At 64.7% G+C, this 22,606-nt stretch carries 19 protein-coding genes; 10 read left to right on the top strand and 9 right to left on the bottom strand.

From position 1 onward, the window contains the following. Window positions 1–6 precede the first annotated feature (6 nt). Both JQ621_RS31440 and JQ621_RS31435 read right to left on the bottom strand, forming a co-directional pair. Window positions 7–684, bottom strand: coding sequence for a potassium channel family protein (locus tag JQ621_RS31440; RefSeq protein ID WP_212240777.1), 678 nt, complete (start codon window positions 682–684; stop codon window positions 7–9). A 7-nt stretch (window positions 685–691) separates the two neighbouring features. After that, the gene (locus JQ621_RS31435) at window positions 692–1,912 is read right to left on the bottom strand and encodes a cytochrome P450 (protein WP_212240775.1); all 1,221 of its coding nucleotides are present in this window, start codon (window positions 1,910–1,912) and stop codon (window positions 692–694) included. Between the two features lie 105 nt (window positions 1,913–2,017). On the opposite strand from JQ621_RS31435, the gene JQ621_RS31430 reads away from it, so the two are divergent. The 10 genes from JQ621_RS31430 (at window position 2,018) to cnbZ (ending at window position 14,490) form a co-directional block, all read left to right on the top strand. Continuing rightward, window positions 2,018–2,560 (top strand): phosphonopyruvate decarboxylase, encoded by a 543-nt coding sequence (locus tag JQ621_RS31430; protein ID WP_212240773.1) that lies wholly within the window; start codon window positions 2,018–2,020, stop codon window positions 2,558–2,560. Then, window positions 2,557–3,147 carry a thiamine pyrophosphate-dependent enzyme gene (locus tag JQ621_RS31425; protein ID WP_212240772.1) on the top strand — a complete coding sequence of 197 codons (591 nt, stop codon included), beginning with the start codon at window positions 2,557–2,559 and terminating at the stop codon, window positions 3,145–3,147. Before JQ621_RS31430 ends, JQ621_RS31425 begins: the two co-directional genes overlap by 4 nt. A gap of 144 nt (window positions 3,148–3,291) precedes the next feature. After that, window positions 3,292–3,993 (top strand): TetR/AcrR family transcriptional regulator, encoded by a 702-nt coding sequence (locus tag JQ621_RS31420; RefSeq protein ID WP_212240799.1) that lies wholly within the window; start codon window positions 3,292–3,294, stop codon window positions 3,991–3,993. Between the two features lies 1 nt (window position 3,994). Then, window positions 3,995–5,188, top strand: a complete 1,194-nt coding sequence (locus tag JQ621_RS31415; protein ID WP_212240771.1) for an efflux RND transporter periplasmic adaptor subunit — start codon at window positions 3,995–3,997, stop codon at window positions 5,186–5,188. A 78-nt stretch (window positions 5,189–5,266) separates the two neighbouring features. Next, complete coding sequence (locus JQ621_RS31410; protein WP_212240770.1) at window positions 5,267–8,362, top strand: efflux RND transporter permease subunit; 3,096 nt, start codon at window positions 5,267–5,269, stop codon at window positions 8,360–8,362. A 122-nt stretch (window positions 8,363–8,484) separates the two neighbouring features. Continuing rightward, a complete protein-coding gene (locus tag JQ621_RS31405) occupies window positions 8,485–9,468 on the top strand; it encodes an ABC transporter substrate-binding protein (RefSeq protein WP_212240769.1) in 984 nt (327 codons plus the stop codon). A gap of 54 nt (window positions 9,469–9,522) precedes the next feature. After that, the gene (locus JQ621_RS31400) at window positions 9,523–12,102 is read left to right on the top strand and encodes a sensor histidine kinase (RefSeq protein ID WP_212240768.1); all 2,580 of its coding nucleotides are present in this window, start codon (window positions 9,523–9,525) and stop codon (window positions 12,100–12,102) included. Continuing rightward, a complete protein-coding gene (locus JQ621_RS31395; RefSeq protein ID WP_212240767.1) occupies window positions 12,099–12,488 on the top strand; it encodes a response regulator in 390 nt (129 codons plus the stop codon). The genes JQ621_RS31400 and JQ621_RS31395 overlap by 4 nt, the downstream gene beginning before the upstream one ends. Then, a complete protein-coding gene (locus tag JQ621_RS31390) occupies window positions 12,485–13,735 on the top strand; it encodes an adenylate/guanylate cyclase domain-containing protein (RefSeq protein WP_212240765.1) in 1,251 nt (416 codons plus the stop codon). Before JQ621_RS31395 ends, JQ621_RS31390 begins: the two co-directional genes overlap by 4 nt. An 8-nt stretch (window positions 13,736–13,743) precedes the next feature. Then, complete coding sequence (cnbZ, locus tag JQ621_RS31385; RefSeq protein ID WP_212240763.1) at window positions 13,744–14,490, top strand: 2-amino-5-chloromuconate deaminase CnbZ; 747 nt, start codon at window positions 13,744–13,746, stop codon at window positions 14,488–14,490. Between the two features lie 66 nt (window positions 14,491–14,556). On the opposite strand, the gene JQ621_RS31380 is transcribed toward cnbZ, so the two are convergent. Genes JQ621_RS31380 through JQ621_RS31350 form a run of 7 tightly spaced genes read right to left on the bottom strand, consistent with a single transcriptional unit; the run spans window position 14,557 to window position 22,548 of the window. Beyond that, window positions 14,557–15,444 (bottom strand): ABC transporter permease, encoded by an 888-nt coding sequence (locus JQ621_RS31380; protein WP_212240761.1) that lies wholly within the window; start codon window positions 15,442–15,444, stop codon window positions 14,557–14,559. 3 nt (window positions 15,445–15,447) lie between these two features. Next, entirely contained in the window at window positions 15,448–16,389 is a 942-nt protein-coding gene (locus JQ621_RS31375; protein WP_212240760.1) for an ABC transporter permease, read from the bottom strand. A 10-nt stretch (window positions 16,390–16,399) separates the two neighbouring features. Further along, window positions 16,400–17,908, bottom strand: coding sequence for an ABC transporter substrate-binding protein (locus JQ621_RS31370; protein WP_212240759.1), 1,509 nt, complete (start codon window positions 17,906–17,908; stop codon window positions 16,400–16,402). Window positions 17,909–17,930: 22 nt separating this feature from the next. Continuing rightward, a complete protein-coding gene (locus JQ621_RS31365; protein WP_212240758.1) occupies window positions 17,931–19,037 on the bottom strand; it encodes an ABC transporter ATP-binding protein in 1,107 nt (368 codons plus the stop codon). Then, window positions 19,037–20,026 (bottom strand): ABC transporter ATP-binding protein, encoded by a 990-nt coding sequence (locus tag JQ621_RS31360; RefSeq protein WP_212240757.1) that lies wholly within the window; start codon window positions 20,024–20,026, stop codon window positions 19,037–19,039. The genes JQ621_RS31365 and JQ621_RS31360 overlap by 1 nt, the downstream gene beginning before the upstream one ends. Next, window positions 20,023–20,733, bottom strand: a complete 711-nt coding sequence (locus JQ621_RS31355; protein WP_212240756.1) for a DUF1028 domain-containing protein — start codon at window positions 20,731–20,733, stop codon at window positions 20,023–20,025. Before JQ621_RS31355 ends, JQ621_RS31360 begins: the two co-directional genes overlap by 4 nt. Window positions 20,734–20,742: 9 nt before the next feature. Further along, window positions 20,743–22,548, bottom strand: a complete 1,806-nt coding sequence (locus JQ621_RS31350; protein ID WP_212240755.1) for a gamma-glutamyltransferase family protein — start codon at window positions 22,546–22,548, stop codon at window positions 20,743–20,745. Window positions 22,549–22,606: the final 58 nt, after the last annotated feature.

Raw genomic sequence — 22,606 nt, 5'->3', positions numbered from 1 at the left:
GGGGCGTCAGGAGCCCTGTCTGCGATGCTCGATCTCGAGCGTGACCAGCCGCGCCAGCAGTGTCGCCGGATAGAGCTGGCCGAAGATCCCTTCCATGTTGCACAGGCTGCGCGCGAGGGGATGGAGCGGCGCGACGTCCCCATAGCCGGTCGTGGTCATAGTCGCGAAGCTGAAATAGATGACCTCGCTCGCGAGCTTCGGACTGTCCTCCACCTTCATGCTGACAAAGGCGTCTTGGTCCAGCGAACCGATGAAGGTGTAGAGCGCCGCGAAGATCACCGCGACGGTCAGATAGAGCAGGACCGCGCCGATCACGCGATGATAGGTAACGCGGCCCGGCGCGAAGGTCTGGCGCGCCACCGCCCAGGCCATCGTCGTCCCCACGATGAACCACGAGCCGGCAAACAGATTGAGGTCGAGGATGGATGGCGACCTGATCCGCAGGATCGCGCCGGTGACGATCATGCCGAGCGCGATCAGCATGCCGATCACCGCGACCGGGCTGCCTGAGATCACGAAGATGCCGACGACGAGCAGCAGCGCCAACACGAGTTCGGATACCTGGAATGCGAACAGCCCCAGCGCCTGCAACGGCGCGATCACGAACATCATGATCACCAGCAGCACGGTCAGCACCGTGAGGGCCGGATCGGCCCAGCGTTCGCGCAGTTGATCGATCTTCATAGACGCCTCAGCCAATCGAGCAGGGGACGCTCAGGAATCCGCGAAACCGAACCCGGCCGCCGCGCACGGGCTTGTCCCTCACGGCGTAGTCCGGAAAGCGCGCCAGGAAGCGTGAGATCGCAATCGCGCCTTCCAGCCGCGCCAGCGCCATGCCGGCGCATTGATGCGCGCCGGTGGCAAAGGCGAGGTGCCGGTTCGGCGTGCGCGCGACGTCGAAACGCTCGGGGTCGGGGAACTGCGCGGGGTCGCGGTTGGCCGCTCCAATGCACAGCGTTACCGACGTGCCGGCGTCGAGCATGACCCCGCCCAGCTCGACCGGCTCGGTGGTCATGCGGTTGCCAAGCTGGTTCGAGCTTTCGTAGCGGAGGATTTCCTCGACCGCGGTCTTGATCATGTCAGGGTTGTCGATCAGCCGCTGCTTCTGGTCCGGATTCTCGTCGAGCGCGACAAGCCCGTTGCCGATCAGATTGGTGGTGGTCTCGTGGCCGGCATTGAGCAGGAAGATGCAATTGTGCAGCAGCTCCTTTTCGGTGAGCCGCTCGCCGTTCTCTTCTCCTTGGATCAAACGCGTTAGCACGTCGCGATCAGGGTTGCCTGGCCTTGCGCGCCGGCGCGCGACCAGCGTTTCGAGATAGCTGAGGAAATCCGTCACCGCCTTGTTGCCGCGCGCGGCAATTTCGGTCGACACCACCGGCTCCAGCGCGCCGAGAATCGCCAGCGACCAGTCACGCAGCGGCGCGCGCTCCTCGTGGGGCACGTCGAGCAGATTGCCGATCACTTCGATGGGAATCGACGCGGCGAAATCCTCGATCAACTCGCAATGGCCCTTGGCGGCGATGGCGTCGAGCAGGCCCTCGACCAGCTTGACGAGGTCGCCCTCCATCCCGGCGATCGCGCGCGGCGACAGCGCGCCCATGATCAGGCGCCGCACGCGGGTGTGCGCCGGCGGATCGTTGAAGACCAGGCTCGTGGTGTGGTGCTCGTAAAGCGGCGTGTCGCCGTATTTCGGCGCGAACTCGCGTTTCTTGTCCGAGCTGAACGACTTCGTGTTCTTGTAAGTGGTGACGAGGTCGTCATAGCGGGTCAGGAACACGGTGCCGCTCGCAAGGCGCTTGACCGGCTCGTTCTCCCGCAGTGCACGATAGGTCGGGTAGGGATCGTCGTAGAATTCGCGCGTCAGCTTCGCCAGATCGAAGCCGGCGGCCAATTCTTTCGCACTTGCGTCCATGCGCCATACTCACCTGATGACACCGATATGCCGTTTTCGCTCTTCGAGCTTTGCCGGTCACCGTCTACAGTCGTGCCGTGATTTGCAAGCCGACCGGACAGGAAAATGCACGCCCGCGCTGACGCTTCCGACACGGCCTTGACCTGGCCCGACGATATTTTCGCGACACTTGAACGCTTCGATGTCCGGCAGGTGCCCTACGTGCCCGATGCCGGCCATTCAAAGCTGATCCAGCGCGTGCTGGCTTCATCGACGATGCGCGGCATTCCGCTGACGACCGAGGAGGAGGGCGTGGCGCTGCTCGCCGGCGCCTGGACCGGCGGCCAGCGCGGCGTGCTGCTGATGCAGTCGAGCGGCGTCGGCAATTGCGTCAACATGCTGTCGCTCATCCCGGTCCTGCGCTTCCCGTTCCTGACGCTGGTGACCATGCGCGGCGAGTGGGGCGAGTTCAATCCGTGGCAGGTGCCGATGGGCTCGACCACGCAGGGTGTGCTCGAACTCTCGGGCATCAAGGTGCTGCGCGCCTCGACCGCGGCCGAGGTGCCTGCTGTGATGGAAGCGGCCGCGGCGCAAGCCTACAACGCGCTGACGCCCACCGCTGTCCTCTTGTCGCAGCGCCTGATCGGCGCCAAGGTTTTCACCAAATGAGCAAGGCCAATCTCCTCGACCGCCGTCAGGTGGTGTCCGCGTTGCTCGCGAACCGGAAGGATGTCGTCGCGATCGGCGGCCTCGGTGCTTCCACCAACGACATCACCGCCGCCGGCGATCACGCCCGCAACTTCTATCTCTGGGGCGGCATGGGCGGCGCCGCGATGATCGGGCTTGGCCTGGCGCTGGCGCAGCCGAAGCTCCCGGTGCTGGTGATCACTGGCGATGGCGAGATGCTGATGGGGATGGGCAGCCTCGCCACAATCGGTCTTCAGAAGCCGTCCAATCTCTCGATCGTCGTGCTCGACAACGAGGCCTATGGCGAGACCGGCGGCCAAACCAGCCACACCTGCGCCGCCGCCGACCTGGTCGGCGTCGCCAGGGCCTGCGGCATCGCCGATGCCTGCGCGATCTCGACCATGGCCGAGGTCGAAACCTTCGCCAAAGCCGTCCACGACCTCTCGGCAGGGCCGCGCTTTGCCAATGTGAAGATCGACAGCGCCAACGTTGAGCGGATCCTGCCGAGCCGGGACGGGACTTATATCGTCAACCGGATCCGCGGTGACCTCGGCTTCAAGCCGATCTGACTCCGGTTCTGATCTGGCTACCGGCGGTGGCGCTTAGCTCCCGCCACGGTACCCTGTGACCAATTTCCAACGGATTCTCACGCACTTAGGTTGCGATGCACCATATTGCTTGACTTTAGCGTGGGTGAGTGCTTACTCACTACCATGAGCTCATTGCGTATGACGAGCGACCTGAGGCGTCAATTGATCCTCGGAGCCGCAAAACGCTGTTTTGCCCGACACGGTTATACCGGCACCACGACCAAGAGCGTGGCGGCCGCTGCGGCCATTTCCGAGGCGCTACTGTTCAAGCATTTCCCTTCGAAGGCCGCGCTCTACGCCGAAATCCTGAGCGACGAATGCGAGGCAGACCCGGCGCTGATGGAGCTGCTCGAGCGGGAGCCGTCGACGGCCACCCTGGTCGAACTGATCCGCGGCATGGTCCAGCATTTCCTGCTGATCGCCGACGGTCCCGATCAGGAGGAGGCCCAGCGCCTGCGACTGATGGCCACCAGTCATCTGGATGACGGCGAGTTCGCTCGTTTGCTATACGCCAAGATCGAGACGCTGATTGGAGCGGTCTTCGTCGCTTCGCTCGAACGCGCGGTCGCCGCCGGCGATGCGCGGGCGTGTGGCGGTGAACCGCTCAATCTGTTCTGGTTTGCGCATCACACGGTGATGACCGCTGCGCTGACCAGGCTGCCCTCCGTACCCTGCCTCGCCTATGGCGGGGCAAATGATCTGGAGCGGGAGCTGTGTGAATTTCTCCTGAGGGGTATCGGACTTAACGACGCCGCAATTGCTTCGCATTTGGGCCGCGATCAGGCCGCGGATGCGGGCAGGACGGCGATTGCAGAGAGCGCATGACATGAACATCGTAGCCGAACACAAGATTTCGGGCGAACCGATCGACAGCAAGGCCCCAAAGCGTCCGGTTCGTCCGGTGCTCTGGTTCATCATCGTCGGCGCGCTGCTGGCGGCGCTCGTCGGTGGTCTCGTCTGGTTCAATTACTTCCGCGGCCAGATGATCAAGCAGTTCTTCGCCAACAACAAGCCGCCGCCGACCCTGGTCAGCGCGGCCGAAGCGAAGTCCGAGGTGGTGCCGAACCTGCTGACCGCAGTCGGTGGCCTCGCCGCCGTGCATCAGGTCGACGTCACCGCCGACGTCAATGGCCGCGTGACCGAGATCAAGTTCGCGCCGGGCATGCATGTCGAGGCCGGCATGCCGCTGGTGCAGCTGTTCGACGCGCCGGAGCAGGGCGACCTTGCCAATTACAAGGCCCAGGCGACCGTCGCGCAGCTCTCGCTCGACCGCGCCAAGCAGCTGGCGTCGCGCCAGTTCGGTCCGCAGGCAACCGTCGATTCCGCGCAGGCCGCCTACGACCAGGCGCAGGCCGGCATCGCCAAGACCGAAGCGCTGATCTCGCAGAAGCTGGTGCGCGCGCCGTTCTCCGGCGATCTCGGCGTCCGCAAGGTCGAGGTCGGACAATATCTCACCGCCGGCACCCCGATCGTCTCGCTGACTGACCTGTCGGAGCTGTGGGCCAACTTCACGGTGGCGGAAAAGGACTCGGGAAATCTCAAGGTTGGCCAGCAGGTCCGGCTGAAAGTTGACGCATATCCGGACCGCATCTTCGACGGCAAGATCACCACCATCGAGCCGCAGATCGCGGCCGACACCCGCAACATCCGCGTGCAGGCGACGGTCGCCAATCCGGAGAAGATCCTGAAGCCCGGCATGTTCGTGACCACCACGGTGGTGCTGCCGGACAAGCCTGCGGTGATCACCGTGCCTGAGACGGCCGTCGACTACACCCTGTATGGCGACTCGGTGTTCGTGATCACCGAGAAGAAGGAAGAGGACGGCAAGACCAGCCTGAGCGCGGTGCGCACCTTCGTGCAGACCGGCAACCGGGTCGCCGGCCGCGTCGAGATCATCAAGGGCGTGAAGCCGGGTGACAAGGTCGTTGCCGTCGGCCAGCTGAAGCTTCAGTCAGGTGCTGCTGTGGCGATTTCGACCGATCCGGCCCCGCAGATCCCGGCCAATCCGCCGCGCTACTGAGCGCCGCCAACACGACACGTGCGTGATCCGGTCCGGCCGGATCGCGTTTCTTGAGACAAAGAAATCGAGATCGCCGCGATGGCCTTTACTGATATCTTCATCAAGCGCCCGGTCCTGTCGGTCGTTGTCAGCCTGCTGATCCTGCTGATCGGTCTGCGCGCCGCGATGGTGCTGCCGATCCGGCAATATCCGAAGCTGTCCAACACGGTCATCAACATCACGACCGTCTATCCCGGCGCGTCGGCGGAGCTGATCCAGGGCTTCATCACCACGCCGATCGAGCAGGCGGTCGCTTCCGCCGAGGGCGTCGATTACATCACGTCGTCTTCGGTGCTCGGCACATCGACGATCCAGGTCTACATCAAGCTGAACTTCGATCCGAACCAAGCGCTCACCGAGGTGCTGGCCAAGACGAACTCGGTCAAATATCTGATCCCGAAGGAATCCAACGACCCGATCGTCACCAAGACCACGGGCCAGACCACGGCCGTGATGTATCTCGGCTTCTCCTCGGAGGAGCTGTCGGGTTCTGCCATCTCTGACTATCTGACCCGCGTGGTACAGCCGGTGCTGTCGACGGTCGATGGCGTGGCTTCGGCCGACATCCTGGGCGGCCAGACCTTTGCGATGCGGCTGTGGCTTGATCCCGTGAAGATGGCCGGCCGCAACATCTCGCCGGCCGATGTCGCGGCCGCGATTCAGGCCAACAACTTCCAGTCCGCGGCGGGCCAGACCAAGGGCTATCTGATCGTCTCGAACATCTCGACCAATACCGACCTCGGTAACGTCGCGCAGTTCAAGAAGATGATCGTCAAGGCCAAGGACGGCGGCTTCGTGCGGATGGAGGATATCGCGACCGTCGAACTCGCGGCCCAAAGCACGGATGCGAGCGTCGCCTTCAACGGCGAGCACGCGATCTTCATCGGCGTGCAGGCCACCCCGCAGGGCAACCCGCTGACCCTGGTCAAGGGCGTGCGTGCGCTGTTCCCCGAACTCGAGCGCAATCTGCCGCCCTCGATGAAGATGAAGGTCGCCTACGATTCGACCAAGTTCATCCAGTCGTCGATCGACGAGGTGGAGAAGACCCTCGGCGAAGCCGTGATCATCGTGATCGTGGTCATCTTCCTGTTCCTGGCCTCGCTCCGCTCGGTCATCATTCCCGTCGTCACGATTCCCTTGTCGATGATCGGCGTCTGCACCTTGATGCTGGCCCTGGGCTTCAGCTTCAACCTGCTGACGTTGCTCGCGATGGTGCTCGCGATCGGCCTTGTGGTCGACGACGCCATCGTGGTTGTGGAGAATATCCACCGCCATCTGGAGGAGGGAAAGACGCCGGTGCAGGCGTCGCTGCAAGGCGCGCGAGAAATCGTCGGTCCCGTCGTCTCGATGACCATCACGCTCGCAGCCGTGTATGCCCCGATCGGCTTCCTCGGCGGCCTCACCGGTTCGCTGTTCCGCGAATTCGCGTTCACGCTCGCAGGCTCCGTGATCGTCTCAGGCGTGATCGCACTGACGCTGTCGCCGATGATGTGCTCGGTGCTGCTCAAGAACTCCGAAGAGGGCTGGTTTGCAAAGCGGGTGAACCGCGTGTTCGGCGCCATGACGCGCTGGTACGGCCGCAGGCTCGACCGTTCGCTCGACTACAAGGCCATTACCGGCCTGTTCGCGATCACGATCCTCGGGCTGGTTGGCTTCCTCTATGTGCACACGTCGAAGGAGCTGGCGCCTGAGGAAGACCAGGGCATCGTGTTCGCGGTGACCAAGGCGCCGAAATACGCCAACATCGACTACGTGGATTTCTACGGCGACAAGCTCGACAAGAAGTTTCAAGGCTTTCCCGAGACCGATCTGCGCTTCGTGCTGAACGGCATCAACGGCCCGCAGGGCGGTATCGCCGGCATGCTGCTCAAGCCGTGGGACGAGCGCAAACGGTCGTCGATCGCGCTGAAGCCGCTGGTGCAGGCCGAACTCTCCAAGATCGAGGGCGTGCAGGCGTTCGCGTTCAATCTGCCGCCGCTGCCGGGCGGGCCCGGCGGCCTGCCGGTGCAGATGGTGATCAACTCGACCGCGGGCTTCCAGGCTGTCTATGAGCAGATGGAGAAGCTGAAGGACGCCGCGCGCAAGAGCGGCATGTTCATCGTCTCCGACAGCGATCTCAACTTCAACCAGCCGTTGGTGACCGTGAACGTCGACCGTTCCAAGGCGCAGGATCTCGGCATCAACATGCAGAACATCGGCAGCGCGCTCGCGGTGCTGGGCGGCGGCAATTACATCAATCGCTTCAACCTCGAGGGGCGCTCTTATCAGGTGATTCCGCAGGTGCCGCGCGTCGATCGGCTGTCACCGGAGTCGCTTGGAAACTACTATGTGTCGACCAGCACCGGTCAGCAGTTGCCGCTGTCGACCGTGGTGTCGATCAACACGGCGACGGGCCCGAATTCGCTGACGCACTACAATCAGCTGAATTCGGCGACTTTCTCGGCCGTGCCGATGCCCGGCGTGACCGTCGGCGCAGCGGTCGACTTCCTCGAAGGCGAGGCCAAGAAGTTGCCGCAGGGCTTCAGCCACGCCTATCTCGCGGATTCCAGGCAGTATGTGCAGGAAGGCAATCAGCTCGCGATCACCTTCGGTTTCGCGCTCATCATCATCTTCCTGGTGCTGGCGGCGCAGTTCGAGAGCCTGCGCGATCCGTTCGTGATCATGATCTCGGTGCCGATGGCGATCGTGGGCGCGCTGATCCCGCTGTTCTTCGGCGCGGCGACCATGAACATCTACACCCAGGTCGGCCTGCTGACCCTGGTCGGCCTGATCACCAAGCATGGCATCCTGATGGTGGAGTTCGCCAACGAGCTCCAGATCAAGGAGCGGCTCGACCGCCGCTCGGCCATCGAGATGTCCGCCCGCATTCGTCTCCGTCCGATCCTGATGACGACGGCAGCGATGGTCACCGGTCTGATCCCGCTGCTCACCGCAACCGGCGCCGGAGCGGCCAGCCGCTTCTCGATCGGTCTCGTGGTCGTGGCCGGCATGTCGATCGGCACGCTGTTCACCCTGTTCGTGCTGCCGGCGGTCTACGTCGTGCTGGCGACCGACCATCGTGCGGCCGCGGATTCCGAGCGGAACAAGCAGGTCAACGAGATCGACCTCGACGCCAAGGCGCTGCGGACGACCTGACCAGGCTTCAATTGCGTGCGAAGCGGCAACAGCCATCGCTGTTGCCGCTTTTTTTTGTCGTGCAATATCCCGTAGTATGACGGCTGGAGCGTCGAGAGCGTGCGCTTGAGGCAGGTCGTCCGATGAAGAGGCGTGAATTTCTGGCAGTGCTTGGCGGGACGGCTTTGGCGCGGCCGGGCATGGCGTCGGCTGATACGCCTGGGCGCATCTATCGTCTCGGCACCGTGACGCCGATCGTGCCCATCACGGCGGAGAGCCGCGGCGGCAAGATCCTGCTCAAGGTGCTTGAAGAGCGTGGTTTCAAGCTTGGCCAGAACCTGACCTTCGACGCGCGGGGTGCGCGTGGCGATGTCGCGATGCTGCCGGCGCTGATGGCGGATATGAAAGCCAGCAACGTCGACGCCGTCGTCATCATTGGCTACCCGACGGCGATGGCCGCCAAGGCTGCCGGCATCGCCACCGTCGCGGCCAGCGGCGTCGGCGATCCCGTCGAAACCAGGCTGATCGACAGCCTGGCGCACCCCGGCGGCAAGATCACCGGGATTTCGGATGTCGCCGCGACACTCAGCGCCAAGCGGCTCTCGCTGCTCAAAGAGGTGTCGCCAAAGCTGACCAAGGTCGCGATGCTCTGGAACAAGGACGACCTCGGCATGACCATGCGCTATCAGGCGTCCGCAAAGGCGGCCCAGGCGCTTGGACTGACCGTGCAGGCGCTCGGCGTGCGCGAACCCGATGATTTCGACGAAGCCTTCTCGGTGATGAAGAACGATTTGCCCGACGGCATCCTGATGGTCGCGGACGCGCTGACCATTCTCAATCGGGAGCGCGTGTTCGAGTTCGCGGCGGTTCGAAGGCTGCCGGCGATTTACGAGTTCGACCAGTTCGCCCGGGACGGCGGTCTGATGTCCTATGGCGCGGATTCCTCCGAATCCTTCGAGCGGGCAGCCGCGCTGGTCGCCCGCATCTTCAACGGGGCCGATCCCGGCGATCTGCCATTCGAGCTGCCGACCCGCTATCCCCTGGTGATCAATCTCAAGACCGCCAAGGCAACCGGCCTTGAAATTCCCCCCACATTGCTGGCACTTGCGGATGAGGTTATCGAATAACCTTGTGCGCGGCAGCGAGAGACAAGGTCCGGCCTTCTTGCTAGGCTTGGGGGAATGAGCATTTCCGTCCATCCCGACACAACGCAAACCAGGACCCAGCCGAGCGCGGCCGGGGCCGGCGTCGCTTCCGCCGAGGCGGGGCGGGGGATCAGGACCCGGCTGTTCACCAAATATGTTGCGCTGTTCGTGGCCGTTGTCGCCGTCGCGCTGCTGGCCAATGGGCTGTTCGAGGTCTTCTTCTATTACAGGGAGCACAAGGCCGCGCTGATCCGGGTCCAGCACGAGCAGGCCGAGGCGGCCGCCGCAAAGATCAGCCAGTTCGTCAAGGAGATCGAGAGCCAGCTGGGTTGGACCACGCAGCTGCCGTGGTCTGCGGGATCGATCGAGCCGCGCCGGTTCGATGCGTTGCGGCTGCTCCGCCAAGTGCCGGCCATCACCGAGCTCGCCCAGGTGGATTCGACCGGCAGGGAGCGCCTGCGCGTTTCGCGGCTGGCGATGGATGCGATCGACAGCGGTACTGATTTGTCGAATGACCCAAAGTTCACGGAAGCCGTCGCCCATAAGGTCTATTACGGGCCGGTCTATTTTCGCCGCGAGTCCGAGCCCTACATGACGCTGGCGCTTGCGGGGGCAAGGAAGGATGCCGGGGTCAGCATCGCCGAAGTCAATTTGAAGCTGATCTGGGACGTCGTCTCCCAGATCAAGGTCGGCCAGCACGGGCATGCCTATGTGGTTGGCCCCCAAGGGCGGCTGATCGCGCACCCCGACATCAGTCTCGTGCTGCGCAACACCGACATGTCCGGGCTCGCACAGGTGCGCGCGGCGCAGGCCGGCGGCGGCGTCATGCCCGACGCACTCCAGGAGGCCGTCAACATCCAGGGCCAGCAGGTTCTGACCGCCTCGGCCCCGATCGAGCCGCTGCACTGGACCATGTTCGTCGAGCTGCCGGTCGAGGAGGCCTATGCATCGCTCTATGCGTCGCTGCAGCGGCTCGCCATCGTGCTGCTGGCGGCGTCGATCTTTGCAGTGCTCGCCGGGATATTTCTCGCCCGCCGCATGGTCGGGCCGATCCAGGCGCTGCGCAGCGGCGCCGAGCGAATCGGTGGCGGCGATTTCTCGCAGCGCATCAACATCAAGACGGGTGACGAACTCGAAGGGCTGGCAAACCAGTTCAACGACATGGGCGCGCGCCTGCAGGAATCCTATGCGGACCTGGAGAAGAAGGTCGAGCAGCGCACGGCGGAGCTGAGTGAATCGCTCCAGCAACAGACGGCAACCGCCGACGTGCTCAAAGTCATAAGTCGATCTGCGTTCGATCTGAAGTCCGTTCTGACGACGCTGACTGAATCAGCGCAGGCGCTGTGCGGTGCTTCACTGGGCATCATATGCCTTCGCGACGGCGACATGATGCGGCTTAAGGCTGAATCAGGCTGCACTCCGGCTTTCGTCGATTTCATGCAGGCCAACCCGATCCACCCGGGGCGCGCGACGATCACCGGGCGCGTGTTCATGGATGCCAAGCCGGTGCACGTCGCAGACGTTGCCGCGGACCGCGAGTATGATTTTGGTCAGGCGCCGCAGATGGGCGGCTACCGGGCCGTGCTCGCCGTGCCTTTGATGCGCGACAAGACGGTCGAGGGCGTTCTGCTGCTGGGACGGCCGGACCCGGGACCCTTTAGCCAGCGCCAGATGGATCTGGTGCAGACCTTCGCCGACCAGGCCGTTATTGCCATTGAGAATGTCAGGCTGTTCGAGCAGGTGCAGGAACGCACCAAGGAACTCTCGCAATCCCTTGACGAGCTGCGCACTGCACAGGATCGCCTGGTCCAAACCGAAAAACTTGCCTCGCTCGGCCAGCTCACCGCCGGCATCGCCCACGAGATCAAGAACCCGCTCAACTTCGTCAACAATTTCTCCTCGCTCTCGACCGAGTTGATCGACGAGCTCAATGAGGTTCTGCAATCGGCGCAGCTCGACGACAAGACGAAGGAAGAGGTCGCCGAGCTGACACACATGCTGAAGGGTAATCTTGAGAAGGTGGTGCAGCACGGCAGGCGTGCTGATTCCATCGTGAAGAACATGCTGCTGCATTCGCGCGAGGGCTCCGGCGAACACCGGGCCGCAGACATCAACACGATCGTGGAGGAGAGCCTCAATCTCGCCTATCACGGCGCGCGCGCCGAAAGGGCCGGTTTCAACGTCACGCTCAAGCGTGATCTCGACCCCGCTGCCGGCTTGGCCGACATCTATCCGCAGGAGATCACGCGTGTCTTCCTCAATCTGATCGCGAACGGATTCTACGCAGCCGCCAAGCGCAAGGAGAGCGCCGGAGAGGATTTCGAGCCGACCTTGAGTGCCGCGACCAGGAACCTTGGCAGCAAGGTCGAGATCCGGATCCGCGACAACGGCACGGGCATTCCCCAGGACGTGAAGGAGAAGATGTTCAACCCCTTCTTCACCACCAAACCGGCCGGCGAGGGCACCGGGCTTGGCCTGTCCATGAGCCACGACATCGTGGTGAAACAGCACGGTGGCACGATCGACGTGAGCACCGAGCCCGGTGTATTCACCGAATTCATCATCACCCTGCCGCGCGCAATGGCGGCAGGCGGACCTTCCGGAGGCAAGACGTGAGCGTTTACATACTGGTTGTCGATGACGAACCCGATGTCGAGGCGCTGTTCCGGCAGCAATTCCGGCGCGACCTGCGGTCCGGCCGTTTCCAGATGGAATTCGCACCCTCTGCGCCCGATGCGCTGAAGCGCGCCGCCGAGGTGCGCGACCCCTCGCTGATCCTGATCCTGTCCGACATCAACATGCCCGGCATGAGCGGGCTCGACATGCTGCCCAAGGTGCGCGCCGAGCGCCCGGACGTTCCCGTCATCATGATCACGGCCTACGGCGATGCCGAGACGCGGCGCAAGGCGATCGAGCGGGGCGCCACCGGGCTCCTCACCAAGCCGATCGACTTCGAGCTGCTGCGCCAGCAGATCGATACCAGGCTCGAGCAGGCGGCATGACACCGACCATCCTTTTCGTCGACGATGAGCCCGATCTCGAGGCCCTGATCCTGCAGAAATTCCGCAGGCAGATCCGTGACGGGCTCGTCGCCATCATGTTCGCGCGCGATGGCCTCGAGGCGCTGGAGTCGATCGAGCAGAATCCGCATGTCGACATGGTGGTCTCGGACATCAACATGCCCAGGATGGACGGGCTGTCGCTGTTGCAGAAGCTGCAGGAAGCCGAGGATAAAAAGTCGACCATCATCGTGTCCGCCTATGGCGACATGAGCAACATCCGCACCGCCATGAACCGCGGCGCGTTCGATTTTCTCACCAAGCCGATCGACTTCGCCGACCTGGAAACCACGATCGAGAAGACCCTTCGCCACATCGAGATGCTGCGCGAGGTGCGGCGCCGTCAGGCGGAGGCCGAGCGGGCCCACGCCGCGCTGTCGCGCCACTTCTCGCCCGAGCTCGCCAAGCGTCTGGCGGAAGGCAGCAACGGCGAGGGGATCGAGGTCCGGTGGCGAGATGTCGCCGTCATCTTCACTGATATCACGGGTTTCACGTCGTTGGTCGAAAGCGCGCCGCCGGAGACACTGGGCGCGCTCCTCAATGAATATGTCGGCGGAATGACCGAGATTGTCTTCGCGCATGACGGGACCGTTGCAAAGATCATCGGCGATGCGATCCAGGTTCTGTTCAACGCGCCCGGCGACCAGCCCGATTATGCGACGCGTGCGGTCGCGTGCGCTCACGACTTGGACGCCTGGGCACAGGAGTTTTGTGCGCGCCAGAAGGCCAAGGGCGTGAATTTCGGCACCACCCGCATCGGCATCCACGCCGGCTCCGCGCTCGTCGGCAATTTCGGCGGCAATCGTTTCTTCGACTACACCGCCTATGGCGATACCATCAACACGGCGGCGCGGCTGGAGGCCGCCAACAAGCAGCTGGGCACGCGCATCTGCGTCAGCTCCAGCGTCGCTGAGGCGGCGGCAGATTTTCAGGGACGTCCCGTCGGTGATCTGATGCTGCGCGGACGCAGCGAACCGCTGCGCGCGTTCGAGCCGCTGCCACAGGATAGATTTGGCGCGCCCGCGACGGCGCAATATGTCGAGGCGTTTGCCAAGCTCGAGGCGGGCGATGCCGCCGCGATGCCGGCCTTTGCCGCGCTGGTCGGGATGCACGCCGATGACCCGCTCGCCGGCTTTCATTTGAGGCGCCTGCTCAACGGCGCCAAGGGCATTCGCATCCAACTGGATTAGGGCTCGACATGGTCAGTGAATTCTCCGCCGGCAATTACCGGTTCATTCCCTCCGTGTTCCAGTATTCGGCGGGTGCGGCCGCCGATGACGGCTATGAGATCGAGCGTGTCAGGTTCGATCGTCTGGTGCCGCTGGCCGAAGGGTTTGCGCTGGCCGCAAGGTACATCCAGGCCGCAGGGCGTCCGCTGACGGCTTTCTGTGCCTGCGAGCTTCGCTCGCCGGCGGCCTTCAGCGAAGAAGGCTTTCGCGCCTTCAACCTGCACTATGTGAAGACGCTGTCGGAATGGGGCATCTTCGACGGCACCACCAATCCGGTGGCGCGGAGCAATGTCTGTCCGGAGATCGATCCGCCCGCGGAGCCGTCCTTCTACGCGTTCTCGTTCACGCGTCCGACCGATGCGAAGGCGCCATCCTTCGTGATCGCCGGCGGCGCTGAGGCACGCGAGGGCAGCGGCACCTATGTCGAGCGCACGGTGCGCTACCGCGACCTCAGTCCGGACGGCCTCCGCGAGAAGGTGCGCTTCACGACGACGTCGCAGATGGAGAACCGGATGACGGCGTTCGGCTTCGGCTGGAAGGACACCACCGGCGTGCAGGCCTATTCCGTGCACGACTTCCACCATGTGCTGGTCGATGAACTGGTGCGGCGCGGTGCATTGCGCTCGGGGCTCACCTGGCACTTCGCGCGGCCGCCGGTGGTGGACCTCGAATATGAGATGGATTGCCGGCGCGTGATGCGGGAGGTGGTGATCTGATCCGTCAACGGTCGTTCTTCACCTCTCCCCTACGGGGAGAGGTGAGAGCCGACGTCCGACCGTCATTCAACGCTGCCGGGGGTCCAGCGCGTCGCGCAGGCCGTCGCCGAGCAGGTTCAGCGACAGGACCACGAGGAAGATCGCAAGCCCCGGCCAGATCGCCATCCAGGGCGCCTGGGTCAGGAAGCGTTGGGCGGCATTGAGCATGCTGCCCCAGGACGGCGACGGTGGCTGTTGGCCGAGCCCCAGGAATGACAGGGCGGCTTCCGCGATGATCGCCGCGGCGATCGAGAGCGTCGCCTGCACCAGCAGCGCGGGCAGGATGTTCGGCAGGATGTGCGTGACCGCAATCCGCCAGGGCGGATTGCCGAGCGCGCGAGCCGCCTCGACATAGTCTTCCGCCTTGACGCTCAGCACCTGGCCGCGGGTGAGGCGGATGAACACCGGCGTTGCCGAGATGCCAATCGCGATCATGGCATTGCCGAGACTGGGGCCGAGGAATGCCGCCAGCGCAATTGCCAGGATCAGGAACGGACAGGCGAGCATTGCATCGGTGATACGGCTGATCAGCGCATCGACGAACCCGCCCCGATAGCCGGAGAGAAGGCCGAGCGGGACGCCGATGCCCAGCGCGATCGCGACCGAGATCAGGCCGGCCAGCAGCGAGGCGCGCGCGCCGTAGATCACGCGGCTCAGGATGTCGCGGCCGAGTTCGTCGGTGCCGAACCAGTGTGCTGGGGTGGGCGGTTTGCGCACCAGGCTCCAGCTCGTCGCGATCGGGTCATAGGGCACGAGCAGGGGCGCCAGCAGCGCCAGCAGGATGAAAACGGTGAGGACCACGAGGCCCGCAACAGCCGCCTTGCGCTTGAACAAGCGGCGCCGCGCCCGGCGCGCCGGGCTGTCCAGTTCGCCGGCATCAATGACGGGCGGGGCCGCGAGCACGGCGTCGGTCATGGCCTAGCCTCTCAGCCGCGGATTGACGAGGATATAGGCGACGTCGGCAACCAGGTTGAGCGTGATATAGACCGTGGCTGTTACCAGCACCACGCCCTGCACCACGGCATAGTCGCGGTTGAACACGGCATCCACGATCAGCTTGCCGAAGCCGGGAATGGAGAAGATCTGCTCGGTCAGCACCGCGCCTGACAGCAGCGTGCCGAGCTCGAGCGCGCCGAGCGTGATGATCGGCGTCAACGCATTGCGCATGGCGTGCTTCAGGATGACCGAGCGCTCGGAGAGACCTTTGGCGCGCGCCGTGCGGACATAGTCGCTTTCCAGCACCTGCAGCATGGCGCTGCGGGTATGTCGCATCAGAACCGCGGAAATCGCGTTGCCGAGCACGAAGGCCGGCATGATCGTGGCGGCCAGGCTCGCGCGCCAGTTTTCGGTGAGCGGCACATAGCCCGAGGCCGGCAGCCAGCCGAGCTCGATCGAGAACAGGAAGATCAGCAGGATGCCAAGCCAGAAATTCGGCGTCGAGATCCCCCACAGCGCGAAGAAATTGGCGCCATAGTCCCACGCCGTTCCCTTCTTCACGGCCGCAACGATGCCTGCGGGAATGCCGATCAGGAATGCGATGATGATCGCCATGGCGCCGAGCTGCAGCGTGACCGGCAGCTTCTGCGCGATCAGCTCGCGCACCGGCATCTTGTTGCGCAGGGACTCGCCGAAATCGCCGACAAGGACGCCCTTGATCCAGTAGGCGTATTGCACGGGAATTGGCTGATCGAGCCGGTACTGGTGCCGGATCTGCTCGATGACGGCCGGATCACGCTCTTCGCCCGCCATCACCAGCGCAGGATCGCCCGGTAGCAGTTGTTGCAGCGAGAAGATCAGCACCGACACGAAGAACAGTGTCGGTACGATCTGCACAAGCCGGCGAGCGAGGAAGTTCAGCATCCGCTGGGCTTCACTTCAACTTGAGGCCGATGACGCGGACGAGGCCGTCGGGCATCTGCTTGTAGCCTTCGAGCTTCGTGGTGTGCGCGATGATGATCCGGCGGTGATAGAGGTAGAGGATCGGCTCCTCGTCCTGGGCGAGCTTTGCGACCGTTTCGTAGCTGGCCTTGCGCTTGGCGGGGTCGGTGACGAGACGGGCGTCATCGAGCGCCTTGTCTGCCTGCGGATTGCTCCAGGCGCTGTAGTTCTGCGGCGCGTCGGTGTGCAGGAAGATGTAGCTGTTGCCGTCGGGATCGACGCGGCCACTCCAGGCCAGCATATAGGCCTGATAATCTCCGGCTTCAGCCTGCTTCAATCCGGTCGCGAATTCGGTGACCCGGATCTTCAAGTCGAAGCCGGCTTCCGCGGCCATCGACTGGATCACTTGCGCCGGCGTCTCCGTCTCCGCTCCCTTCGGCACCAGGAAGTCGACGCTGACCGGCGGCTTCACGCCGGCTTCCTTCAACAGCGCCTTGGCCTTCTCCAGGTCGCGGGCACGAACCGGAAGGGCTTTTTGATAGTAGGGATGATCAGGGGGGACCCATTGATTGCCGACCTGGAACTCGCCGTTGAACACGACCTGGTTGATCGCCTCCCGGTCAATGGCCAGGTCGAGCGCCTGCCGCACCTTGGCGGATTGGCTCAGCGGCCCCTTGGCCTTGTCCTTGCCGATATTGAGCGTGACACCTTGATAGCCGAGCTCGATGGCCGTGGCGACCTTCAGCCGTGAATCCGCGCGCACGTCCTTGAGGTCGGTGGCGAGCACGCGCTCGATCAGATCGAGGCCGCCGGATTTCAGGTTCGCCAGCCGCACGGTGGCATCGACGATCGGCTGGAACACGATCTTGTCGATGAACACGTTGTCCTTGTTCCAGTAGTCGGCGAACTTCTCGAACACGATGCGATCCTGCTGCACGCGCTCGACGAATTTATAGGGGCCGGCGCAGACCGGGTGCAGGCCGAACTTGTCGCCGGCTTCCCTGGCGGCCTTCGGCGACACCATCATGCCGGCGCGGTCGGTGAGCTGGGCGAGCAGGGGCGAGAACGGTGATTTCAGCACCAGCTTGATGGTAAGCGGGTCGACGATTTCGATGTGGTCAACCGAGGCGAGCTCCGGCTTGCGGAACGAGCCCGACAGGGTCAGATGCCGCTCCAGCGAGAATTTGGCGGCCTCCGCGTCGAACGGCTCGCCGTCGTGGAATTTCACGCCGGGCCGAAGCTTGACGACGAGGCCCTTGCCGTCATCGACCGTCTCGCTCGACAGCGCGAGCTGCGGCACGATGTTCAGCTTCTCGTCGATGTCGAACAGCTTGTCGCAGAACGCGGCGAACACGATGCGACCGACATAGGTGCGCGCCATGGTGGGATCGAGAATGTCGGGATCCTCGGCAAGGCCGATGCGCAGCGCGGTCTGGGCCTGGGCGGCGCCAAGCGACAGCAGGACGGCAGCCGCCGTTGCGGTGAGGCGAAACATCTTCATCGGACAATCCCCATTGCTTCGGCTACGTCGTTGGTGGGCTTGCACTCTGTATACCAACACCAGGGCCGGCCGCGCCTTCCGTCTTTCGGCTGAAAGCCGCAACTAATTTTGCCAGTGCCGGCGAAAATCCGGCCGTTGCGGGCAGAATGGTGTCGGCCGGGGGCAGCTCGCTGACGCGATGGCAGGCGGCGGCGTGGCCTGCGCTGTCGGACACCAGCGCCGGCGCCTCGGCGCGGCAGCGGTCGATCACGAAGGGGCAGCGGGTGTGGAAGCGACAGCCGGCCGGCGGATTGAGCGCGCTCGGGATCTCGCCTTGCAGCACGACCCGCGCCCGCTTGGCGTGAGGCTGGGGCAGCGGGATCGCCGACAGCAGCGCGCGGCTGTAGGGGTGGCGGGGCTCTGCGAACAGCTCGCCCGCGTCCGCCGTTTCGACGATCTGGCCGAGATTCATCACCGCCACGCGATCGGCGATGTGCTTGACCACAGCGAGGTCGTGCGAGACGAAGATGTAGGCGAGGCCAAGCCGATCCTGGAGCTCGCGCAGCAGGTTCAGGATCTGCGAGCGGATCGAGACGTCGAGTGCGGAGACCGGCTCGTCGCAGATGACCAGCTTCGGCTCGACCGCGAGTGCGCGGGCGATGGCGATGCGCTGGCGCTGGCCGCCGGAGAACTCGTGCGGATAGCGCCGCGCCAGACGCGGCTCCAGGCCGACCAGCCGCAGGATGTCCGCGACGCGCTCGCGCCGCTGCGCCGGCGGCACGAGATCGTGCAGCGCGAGTGGCTCGGTCAGGATCTGCGCAACCGTCATGCGCGGATTGAGCGAGGCGTAAGGGTCCTGGAAGATGATCTGCGCCTCGCGGCGGAATTTGCGCAGCGCAGCCGCATCGAGCGACAGCAAGTCGCGGCCGTCAAAACGCACCGTGCCCGCATCCGGCTCGATCAGCCGCAGGATCAGCCGGCTGACCGTGGATTTGCCGCAACCGGATTCGCCGACCAGCGCAAGCGTCTTGCCGGCTTGAAGCGAGAAGGACACGCCATCGACGGCTTTGACATGCGCGCGCACCCGGCCGAACAGCGAGCGTTCGGCGACGAAATGCTTGACCAGGCCCTCGACCTCGAGCAGCGCCATCACGAGACCAGACGTTCGAGCGGCGCGCGGATGCAGCGCGAGAGGTGGCCGGGGCTGACCTCCACCAGCGGCGGTGGCGCCTTGGCGCAGGCCTCCAGCGCGAACGGACAGCGCGCGGCGAAGCGGCAGCCGGCGGGCGGCTGCGCCATGTTCGGAACCATGCCTTCGATCGTCGCCAGCTGCTCGGCGCGATGGTCGAGCCGCGGGATCGAGCCGAGCAAGCCGACCGTATAAGGGTGCTGCGGGGCGGCGAACAGTTCGTCCACCGCCGCGCGCTCGACGATCTCGCCGGCATACATGACCGCGACCTCGTCGCAGACTTCGGCGACGACGCCGAGATCGTGGGTGATCAGGATGATGGCGGCACCGCTCGCGGCTTTCAGTTCGCGCATCAGCTCCAGGATCTGCGCCTGCAGCGTGACGTCGAGCGCCGTAGTCGGCTCGTCCGCGATCAGCAGCCGCGGATCGCAGGCGAGCGCCATTGCGATCATCACGCGCTGGCGCATGCCGCCGGAGAGCTTGTGCGGATATTCGTCGATCCGCCGCTCCGGCGAGGGGATATGGACGCGGCGGAGCAACTCGATGGCACGCTCGCGCGCGCTCTTCCTCGGGCCGCCGCGATGGCGCAGGATCGTCTCGATGATCTGGTCGCCGATCGTGAAGCTCGGATTGAGCGAGGTCATCGGCTCCTGAAAGATCATGGCGAGCCGATTGCCGCGCAGATCGCGCAGCGTCTGGTCGGGCGTCTTCAACAGGTCAAAACCGTCGAAGCGGATCGCGCCCGATATCTCCGTCGTCTGCTTCGGCAGCAGACCCATGATCGCGAGCGACGTCACGCTCTTGCCGCAGCCGGATTCGCCGACCAGGCCGAGCGTCGCGCCATTGGCGACGCTCAGATCAACGCTGTCGACGGCATGGGTGACGCGGCCGTCGTCGCCGTGGAAGCGTATGCGCAGGTCGCGGATCTCGATGAGAGGGCTCGCGCTCATGCCTGCCTCGCCCGCGCCGCAGCGATGCTGGCGTCGATGGCTCTGCGATCGGTGTTGCCGGCCGGGTTCTGCCGTGTCGGCATGGACGGGCGGAAGTGGACCCAGAGCTCATGGCTCACCTTCTCGAGCCGCTCGAGCTCGCCGAGCGGGTCGGGATGGTCGTCGGCGCGGATGTCCAGCGCCGGCCATTCCTCCTCGCCGTGGATCAGCAGCGCCGCAGATTGCTTGCCGCGCTTGTCGCCGCCGGCAGCTTCGCCGGCACGCATGGCCGCGAGCAGCCGGCGCGGGAAGGGCAGACTGTCATTGGCGATGTAGGTCTTTGCGGTTTCGGCGAGCACGTCGGCGCCCGCCAGCATGTTGCCTGCGATCGAAAAACTGCTGCCGGCAATGTGCCCGCACCAGTCGACGCAGTCCCGCCCCGTGTGCGCGGCGATCGCGCCGCCCGCATCCACGATGTGGACCTGTCGGCTCTCGCGGCCGTTGTCGGTCGCAAGCAGCGTAGCGAGAACATCGTGGGCGTTCAGGCCTTCACGCAACAGCTTGAGGCCGTCGATGCCGTAATAGGGATTGACGAAGGCCTGGGTCGCGATCGCGCCGAGGCCGGCGGCGATATAGGGTACGCGCGCGCCAACCGCGAAAAAGCGGGTCGCAACGGCGATGCCGAACTGACCGGTGGCAGGATCGCGCGCGATGATCGACCAGGTCATGTGTTGCCTTCAGCGTCCCGCCGCGTAACCCTGCATGCCGCGCGGATTCGCGGCGGCACGCCGGCGAACACCGACGCGCGAGGCTGCGGTGAGGCGGCCCTCCGACCAGTCGGGGCCGACCTCGACGATGTGCCCGCGCTCGCGCAAATTCTCGATCGTTGCTTTCGGCACGCGGTTCTCGACCACGAGCACGCCGGGGCGCGCGGTGCGCGGCCAGAAAGAGATGGGGAAATGCTCGGAGTGCCAGGCCGGCGCGTCTATCGCTTCCTGCAGATTGAGCTTGCAATGGACGTGGCGCAGGAAGAACTGCGTGATCCACTGGTCCTGCTGGTCGCCGCCGGGCGAGCCCCAGGCCAGATATGGCTCGCCGTCGCGCAGCGCCATGGTCGGCGACAACGTCGTGCGCGGCCGCTTGCCGGGCGCGAGCGAGCTCGGTTGGTTCTCCTCCAGATCGAACATCTGCGCGCGGCTGCCGAGGCAGAAGCCGAGTTCGGGAATGACAGGCGAGGATTGCAGCCAACCGCCTGATGGTGTCGACGAGATCATGTTGCCGGCCTTGTCGATGATATCGAAATGCACGGTGTCGCCGCGCACTTCGCCGAAGCGGCCAACGGTCGGCTCGCCGGCACCGAGCGCGCCGACGGCTTCGCGCTGGCCTTCGGCGCGGCGCAGCTTGACGACGCCGCCACGGCCCTCGATCGCGCCGGGCCGGAGATCGAGCGAAGCCTTGTCGGTGACGAGCTTACGGCGCTCGTCGTTATAGGCATCCGACAGCAGCGTCCCGATCGGGATGTCGGAGAACTTGGGATCGCCGTAGAATTTTTCGCGATCGGCGAAGGCGAGCTTGGCGCATTCGATCTGGAGATGGATGAACTCCGGCCCGGTCGGGTCGAGCCCATCGAGCGCGAAGCCCTTCAAAAGTGCGAGCTGTTGCAGCGTTACCGGGCCCTGGCTCCAGACGCCGGCCTTGCAGACGGTGTAGCGGCCGTAATCGTAGGTGAGTGGCGCCTCGATCGTCGGCTGCCAGCGCGCCATATCGTCGGCGGTGAGCACGCCGCGATGCGGAGAGCCGCTGACGTCCATGACCTCTTGTGTGCGGCAGAATTTGTCGATGGCTTCGGCAACGAAGCCCTGCGACCAGGCTTTGCGTGCGCGCTCAATTTCGGCGTCGCGGCCGCCACCGCCGCTTTCGGCTTCTTTCAAGATCCGGGTGTAGGTCGCGGCGAGCGTTGTGTTGGTGAAGATCGTGCCGGGCTTCGGCACTTCGCCGTTCGGCAGGTAGACCGCGGCGGAGGTCGGCCAGTGCTTCCGGAACAATTGTTCGACGGTCTGGATCGTGGCGCAGGCGCGCTCGACCAGCGGGTAGCCGTCGCGGGCATAGGAGATCGCGGGCTCGAGCACGTCGCGCACGCGCATCGTTCCGTAGTCGCGCAGCAGCATCATCCAGGATTCGAACGTGCCGGGAACGCAGGCAGCTAACAGGCCGGTGCCGGGCACCATGTCGAGGCCTTCACTCTTGTAATGTGCGATGGTGGCGCGTGCAGGGGCCGGTCCCTGGCCGCAGATCACCTCGGTGCGGCCACGCTTCACATCATGCACGATGACGGGAACGTCGCCGCCGGGGCCGTTGAGATGCGGCTCGACCACCTGAAGCGTGAAGGCAGTCGCGACGCCGGCATCAAACGCGTTGCCGCCCTTTTCCAGGATGGCCATGCCGACGGCAGTCGCGATCCAGTGCGTTGACGCGACGACCCCGAACGTGCCTTCGATCTCGGGGCGCGTCGTGAAGGGATCCGGATTGACAATGCTGGCCATGGGCTACCTCGTTTGCGGCGCGCGCAATTGATCACATCAGGCGCTGGGATGCCAAATG

Origin of the sequence: Bradyrhizobium manausense, from assembly GCF_018129685.1 — a bacterium.
GTDB lineage: Bacteria > Pseudomonadota > Alphaproteobacteria > Rhizobiales > Xanthobacteraceae > Bradyrhizobium > Bradyrhizobium manausense_D.
The sequence above is the reverse complement of the archived record's forward strand: the minus strand, read 5'-3'. Positions and strand labels throughout refer to the sequence as shown.